The sequence below is a fragment of the Candidatus Zixiibacteriota bacterium genome, from assembly GCA_040752595.1.
In the GTDB taxonomy this organism is placed as follows: domain Bacteria; phylum Zixibacteria; class MSB-5A5; order WJJR01; family WJJR01; genus JACQFV01.
Genome location: JBFMGX010000007.1, coordinates 50,926 through 57,220, shown reverse-complemented (window position 1 = coordinate 57,220; position 6,295 = coordinate 50,926). Strand labels below are relative to the sequence as shown.

General features: G+C 62.2%; 8 protein-coding genes and 1 tRNA gene. 1 reads left to right on the top strand and 8 read right to left on the bottom strand.

Features of this window, described 5'->3' with window-relative positions:
• Positions 1 to 115 precede the first annotated feature (115 nt).
• Positions 116 to 188, bottom strand: a tRNA-Asn gene (locus tag AB1792_03915).
• Positions 189 to 490: 302 nt separating this feature from the next.
• Between AB1792_03915 and AB1792_03910 the strand changes: the two genes are divergently transcribed.
• A complete protein-coding gene (locus AB1792_03910) occupies positions 491 to 1,195 on the top strand; it encodes an SIMPL domain-containing protein (GenBank protein ID MEW5701356.1) in 705 nt (234 codons plus the stop codon).
• A 202-nt stretch (positions 1,196 to 1,397) separates the two neighbouring features.
• On the opposite strand, the gene AB1792_03905 is transcribed toward AB1792_03910, so the two are convergent.
• The 7 genes from AB1792_03905 to ruvX all read right to left on the bottom strand — a co-directional run bounded on the left by AB1792_03905 (position 1,398) and on the right by ruvX (position 6,032).
• On the bottom strand, positions 1,398 to 1,586 hold the full coding sequence (locus AB1792_03905) for a zinc ribbon domain-containing protein (GenBank protein ID MEW5701355.1): 189 nt from the start codon (positions 1,584 to 1,586) through the stop codon (positions 1,398 to 1,400).
• A gap of 25 nt (positions 1,587 to 1,611) precedes the next feature.
• Positions 1,612 to 2,829: a hypothetical protein gene (locus tag AB1792_03900; protein ID MEW5701354.1), complete on the bottom strand. Its 1,218-nt coding sequence runs from the start codon at positions 2,827 to 2,829 to the stop codon at positions 1,612 to 1,614.
• Between the two features lie 170 nt (positions 2,830 to 2,999).
• On the bottom strand, positions 3,000 to 3,353 hold the full coding sequence (locus AB1792_03895; protein MEW5701353.1) for a DUF2007 domain-containing protein: 354 nt from the start codon (positions 3,351 to 3,353) through the stop codon (positions 3,000 to 3,002).
• A gap of 118 nt (positions 3,354 to 3,471) precedes the next feature.
• Positions 3,472 to 4,413, bottom strand: a complete 942-nt coding sequence (murQ, locus tag AB1792_03890; protein ID MEW5701352.1) for an N-acetylmuramic acid 6-phosphate etherase — start codon at positions 4,411 to 4,413, stop codon at positions 3,472 to 3,474.
• A 15-nt stretch (positions 4,414 to 4,428) separates the two neighbouring features.
• The gene (gene mltG, locus AB1792_03885; GenBank protein MEW5701351.1) at positions 4,429 to 5,430 is read right to left on the bottom strand and encodes an endolytic transglycosylase MltG; all 1,002 of its coding nucleotides are present in this window, start codon (positions 5,428 to 5,430) and stop codon (positions 4,429 to 4,431) included.
• A 1-nt stretch (position 5,431) separates the two neighbouring features.
• Complete coding sequence (locus AB1792_03880; GenBank protein ID MEW5701350.1) at positions 5,432 to 5,596, bottom strand: hypothetical protein; 165 nt, start codon at positions 5,594 to 5,596, stop codon at positions 5,432 to 5,434.
• Positions 5,589 to 6,032 carry a Holliday junction resolvase RuvX gene (gene ruvX, locus AB1792_03875; GenBank protein ID MEW5701349.1) on the bottom strand — a complete coding sequence of 148 codons (444 nt, stop codon included), beginning with the start codon at positions 6,030 to 6,032 and terminating at the stop codon, positions 5,589 to 5,591. Before ruvX ends, AB1792_03880 begins: the two co-directional genes overlap by 8 nt.
• Positions 6,033 to 6,295: the final 263 nt, after the last annotated feature.

Below are 6,295 nucleotides of genomic sequence, written 5' to 3'. Positions count from 1 at the left end.
ACTTGCCGCCGCCGTAACCCCGCAACGTTCCGTCGGTTCGCAACGCGCAGAACGGTCAGGTTGACGCGGCTGTTTCTTGTTGGGGGATAAGACCTTAGGGGCGACCAATTGAAAGCTCCCCGGGCCGGACTCGAACCAGCGACAAGGCGGTTAACAGCCGCCTGCTCTACCGACTGAGCTACCGGGGATTCGGACTCCCTCCGAACACCACAATCTAGGAGTCGTTTCGGCCGAGTCAAGTCGATTCTCCAACGGTACGGCGATCCCGTTATCAGCAGCATTCAAGAGTGGCATTCAGCGGCCTGCGTCCAAGACGTGCGGCATCGGTCGATTGTCCACGGATGATCGGCGAGGCGTTTGGGGGACCCACGTGGTTGGTCGGCAGTTGCAGCGGCGGCACTTGCTCCTTGCGGTGGTGGGGGAGAGGCGGTACAATGCCAGTCATTGGAGAAGGGGCGCACCGGCTTCCTCTTCGTGCGAGAGGTGTGAGATGAACATCAAGACAAGCGTGATCCTGGCCTTGGGCATTGCGATGGGCGGCTTCCTGCTGGGGTGGAAGATCTACCAATCGCGGGTGACCCAGGATAGCATCCGGGTTGTTGGCGCGGCCACCAAGCGTGTCGAGGCCGACATTGTGAAATGGCGTCTGACCATCGCTCGCACTGCCACCGAGCAGGCGATCTCCGACGGATACCGTCGCATCCACGATGACGTGCGCGGCACCATCGATCATCTGAAATCGCAGGGCGTGACCGACGACCAGATCACGATACAGTCGATCAACACGTTCCCGCAATACGGTCCGGGAGGGCAGAAGAGCGGCTACAACATCCAGCAGTCGATTCTGATCGTCTCGAGTCGGGTTGCGGATATCGAGAGACTGGCGGTCGATCCCAAGTCGATCCTTGGCGAGGGGATCATCCTGGACAACTCCCGTCTCGAGTACTTCCTCTCCGATCTGCCGAAGATCAAGAAGCAGTTGCTCGCCGAGGCGATGAGAGACGCGCGGGCGCGCGCCGATGAGATTGCCGCGGCTTCCGGAGTCTCAATTCGCAAGCTGCTGAATTCCTCGGTCGGTGTCTTCCAGATTACCGAGCCATTCTCCACCGAGGTCTCCGATTACGGGATGTACAACACCTCGACCCGGCAGAAGGACATCACGGTTACGGTGCGGGCGAGTTTCCTGATTGAATAGCACGACGGCGGGCAAAGCCCGCCCTACGTTTCCATCCTCGGCTGCTCTTGTAGGGCGGGCTCTGCCCGCCTTCTTGCATCGTCAGCGAAACAGTAGAGGGCTGTGCCCGCCGCAGGGGGCTCAAAGCCCCCTGTCCGCGATCAGAGATCGCGGGCACGCATCCTCCGGGTCTTTACGCGGGCCTCGTCGCCTTCTGGTTCCCTCAGTGGAAGAGCGAGAGCAGCAGGCGGAACAACGGGTACAGGAAGATCACGAGCAGCACGACCGCGAGCCACGCTCGCCAAGAACGTCGCGCCGGCTTCCCCGCAAATTCATAGCCGCAGATGAAGCAGCGGTCATGATCGGCCGGGACCATCGAGGCACAGGAGGGGCATTCGCGTTGGGAGGGCATGACAGCACTCGGAGGCGAAAGGACACTACCTCCCGGGAATCTCTACGAGTTGCGCGCGACCCATAGCAGAATCCACACGCACATAGCGTTGAGTGCCCGCCTGCTCCTCCATCACACGATAAATCCCCGGGATTTTCGCCGGTTTGCTCAACGACTGCGCCTCACCATCCCATTGCAGGAACAGCGTCCAGTGCTGTTCGTCGCCAGTGAAGACACTGAAGCTGGAATTCGGTGGGCCCCACTGTGACAGCACACCGCCATAGAACCACGTGATGTCAGCGGTATGGCGGGCAGAACTCGACAGCGATGGGATCCTCTCCGACTCGCACAAGCGCTGCCCATTCCGCAAGGAGACGAGCCGGAAGAAGCCGTAGCCCGCCCTCCAGTCCGCGAATTGCATCGCCAACACATCGGCCCCCTCATCGATCGCCAGCGTGTACAGGTCCATATCAGACGAATCCCGCCACAGCTCGGTGAGGTCGGTGGTCGACAACATGACAATCGTGTTGTAGTTGCAGACCGCAGCGACCGAGTCCGATCGCGACATTCTGATTGTCGGGACCCGACGATACCCCCCCAGTCCGAGAGCGCTGGCTTGAGTCGCCCCCGTCTGAACGTCCACGATCCAGGCCGAGTCCGGGTCGGCAATAAACAGATGCTCGTCGTCGGCGAAGACACAATTCCAGCCCGACAGCATACCCTCCAACTTCCGGACTTCCTTCCCCTGGCGATCATAGATCGACAGTAGCGCGGCAGTAATCTCGTTATACTGCTTGCTAAAGTACTGCCCCTGCGGGGAGGGGACCAGATACGCCGCCGTGCCCAACGCAAAACACAGTTTGCCAGCGACATCGAAGACGCGGTGCTCAAAGTACTCGTCACCGCATTCCGTGACAATTACAGTCGCTCCGTCTTCACTCAGGTCAACGCCGCACAGGCGAGGACCCTCAGTGCTGTCTGGCAACGCAAACCGGAACCGGAGCGCACCGGTCGGATCGAATGCCTCCACGGCCGAACTGTCATTCCGCCACAGCACGAACGCCACAATGTCCTTGGCCACCGCAAGTTGCCATACATGCGCCCCCCCGGTCTTGAACTCGCGAATGACTTTCGCCTTCTCCAGCCGCTCGGCCAGTGTCGCGGCGCAGATCGATACATGGGTACTGGGGAGAATGATCCCACAGGCAACGATGACCGGCAGTGCCCTCGTCACCAGAAGACAAGCGGGGTGGGAGCGGAGCATGGCTTGCGACCTTCAAGGGAATGGGCTGACCTACGCTCGTTGATGGGAAAGCAGGTTCCTCGCTTCGCTCGGAACGACGCGCTTGCCTCCAAGGGGAGGAATCCTCGTGTCACCCCGAGCGGAGCGAGGGGTCTGATGTGCCCGATGGAATCCCATCCGGTCAGCGGCTCCTACAACGGGTCCAGTGTCCCGTCGGCGATCTCTTTGGCTTCGTCCTTCTGGTCCTCCGGGACCCAAATGCTGATCCTGGGTTGCCCGGCACTGCCGATACCTGTGGCGATCCCATACAACTCGTCGGACTTGATGATCGCGGGAATCCCTTCCTGTGTCAGCGCCTCCTGAACCATCTCGGCATGAACGCGGGTCGGGTAGTTGCGCAGGAGGACATAGCGCGACTCGCCATCGCCCTCCTCATCGTTGCGCTCCTCTTCTTCCCAATCCTCAACCAACGCGACTCCGCAGTCAACGCATTCGACGCGGCCGTCGGGGTATTCGGCATGGCAGCTTGGGCAATGTGGCATCATGTCCTCCGGGTTGTCGTGGGGCCTGGTTCGGCGCGCCGTCGCTACCGAAAAGCCCTGGTCTGATCCAACATGGCGGTACACCAATGGCAAAGTCAAGAAGCGCCGCCGACCATCGGACTCATCGCTCACCGAGAGCGCGGTACACGTGTCCCCCGGCCGCGCGCAGTCGCCGATCCGCCTCACGCATCGGGATTCCCATCCTTCTCATCACAATGGCATGCTTCACCGAGCCGGCGGCACGGGTCAAGAGGCGTCGCGCCGCTTCATAGTCGAGGTCGGTTGTCAGCATGAGGATGCGGATGCTCCGCTCGCGCAGTTTGGCGGAGGTTGCCTTCAGATCGACCATCCAGTTCTGATAGGTCTTGCCCAGTTGCACCATCGCCGCAGTCGTGATCATGTTCAGCACCAGCTTCTGCGCCGTGCCGGCCTTCATGCGTGTCGATCCGGCGACAACCTCGGGACCGACCACGACCGCGATTACAACGTCGGCGGCCTCCGCGTCGACGACGACCGGACGGGGATTGGCGACCAGGAAGATCGTCCGCGCGCCGCGTCTCCGGGCCGATGCCAGCGCACCGAGCGTGTACGGCGTCCGTCGTGAGGCGGCGATGGCAATCAGGCAGTCCTTGGCTCCGAGGCGGTGTCGTCCCACGGCACGGGCGCCGTCGGCCGCCGAATCCTCGACTCCCTCGCGAGAACGGATCAGTGTCCCGTGCCCCCCGGCGATCAAGCCGACCGCGCGACGATGATCGAGTCCGAATGTCGGCGGCAGTTCCGCCGCATCGAGAACTCCCAGCCGACCGGATGTGCCGGCACCGGCGTAGAACAGACGTCCCCCTTCCCGCCATGTCTCGATCACCAGCCGTGTCGCTTGTTCGATCTGTGTCAGGGAGCGTCGGATCGCCTCGGGCACCGTGCGATCGGCATCATTGATCCTCTGCAGGACGCGTCGCAACGGTTCACGGTCGAGACGACGATATTTCCGATCCTGCGCCTCGGTGGTCAGCCGCGACAGTTGACTAAGAAGTGTCGAATTCTCTGGAACTGATGATTCTCTCAAGATGCAGGCGGCTCCCTACCGGTCGCGTCGATTCTTCACTCTCACCTTTGCCCGGTTGTGCTCTTCCAACGTGGACGAGAAGATGTGTCCGCCCCGGCCGTCGGCGACAAAATACAGATCATCGGTGGAATCGGGATACAACGCCGCGATGATCGCGGCCAGTCCGGGACTGCAGATCGGGCCCGGTGGCAGTCCGGGGTACAGATACGTGTTGTAGGGCGAGTCCACGGTCAGGTCGCTGTCCTGCAGCGGCCGGCCGTTCCGCAGCCCGCCGATGGCATAGACCACGGTCGGATCGCATTGCAGGAGCATACCGCGCTTCAGGCGGTTATGGAAGACTGCGGAGATGCGCGCCCGTTCATCTCCTTCGGCGGCTTCGGCTTCGATCATCGAGGCCAGAGTCAGCACTTGGTGGTGGGACATCCCAAGGGAGGCGGCACGGGTCCCCAGCGAATCGACATAGATCACCGTCCCGGTCACCAGCATTCGCGCGATGACCTCGCGCGGCTCGACGCCCCAATAGAACTCATAGGTCTCCGGCCAAAGGTACCCCTCAATCCGGTTAACGGGGGAGCCTGATTGCCCTGCGATCGCGGAGTCCTCGGCCGCAGCCAAGAACGCCGCGCTGTCGAATCCCAACTGCTTTCCCAAGTGCGCGGCCATGCGGGCCATCGTCCATCCCTCGGGAATCGTGACCGCGACCTGGACCGCACGTCCTTGACTGAGGGCGTCGAGAATGTCGGACATCCGCGTGGGGCCGAAGAACTCATAGCGGCCGGGGCGCAGGTGGCGGTCGATGCCACGCCAGCGCGCCCGCCAGATGAACAGGCGACGCGCGCGCAGGAGTCCCAGTTGATCGAGCTTGGTGGCGATCTGCGCGGTCCCTTCGCCCTTGGCAATCGTGACCGGCACGGTGGATGTCAGATCGATCGGTACGAACCAGGCATACGCGACAACCGCGACCGCCGCCGCCAGAGCGGCAAGTCCCATGACCGCCCCCAGCGCTTTCACAGTCATGTCAATCCAGTCCCCCGCGGCGACGGATGAAAGTCGACACGAGTCGGTCGGCCGTCCGAATCAGGACTGCGGGGACGACAAGTAGCAGCGCCAGGACAGTCGACACAATCTCGCGCAGTCCCTCGCTGATTATTTCGGTCCCGGACAGCGGCAGACGTCTATTCATCGGCCTCGGTGCCATGTGTGCCGTGAGTGTCGAGGTATTGCCGTAACAGGATTTCTGCCGCGAGGCGGTCGATCTCGGCTTTGTGTCCTTTGAGTTTGCGGCCGGACTGATGAAACAAACGGTGCGCCTCGGCCGACGTGAACCGCTCGTCGATGGTCACCACGGGTATGTCGACGCAGGCGCGCTCGAGCTTTTTGACGAAGGCCGCCACCTCTTGGGCCATCGGTCCCGGCCGGCCGGAAGTCTCCAGTGGCATCCCCACGACAATCCGGGTGTATTGCCACTCCGCTCGCTTGGCGGCAATGCGCGCGACCGCCTCAGCAACATCCTTTATCGCGATTGTCCCCAGGCCCGTTGCGATTGTCCCGCTGGGATCAGAGATCGCCAGGCCTATGCGGCGACGTCCATAGTCGACCGCCAAGACCCTGCCACCCACTCCGATTGGTTCCTCCGGGCCCATGTCGGCAACGTACTGCCCCGGTCACATCCGGTCAGCAGAAATCTGGTGCGAGCGAATCGTGACGGGGCGAACTTCCCATGCCTTTGGCCGCCATGAGTGAACGCTGTTGCGCACTTTGAGTCTTACGGCGCAGTGAGTGGAATAGCGCGTAGGAGATCTCATGGATTCTGACCCCGCGTCGCCACCCGACGCCGCACCGCAACTCTCTGTGACATCGACAATTGGCTCCCGGGGACGAC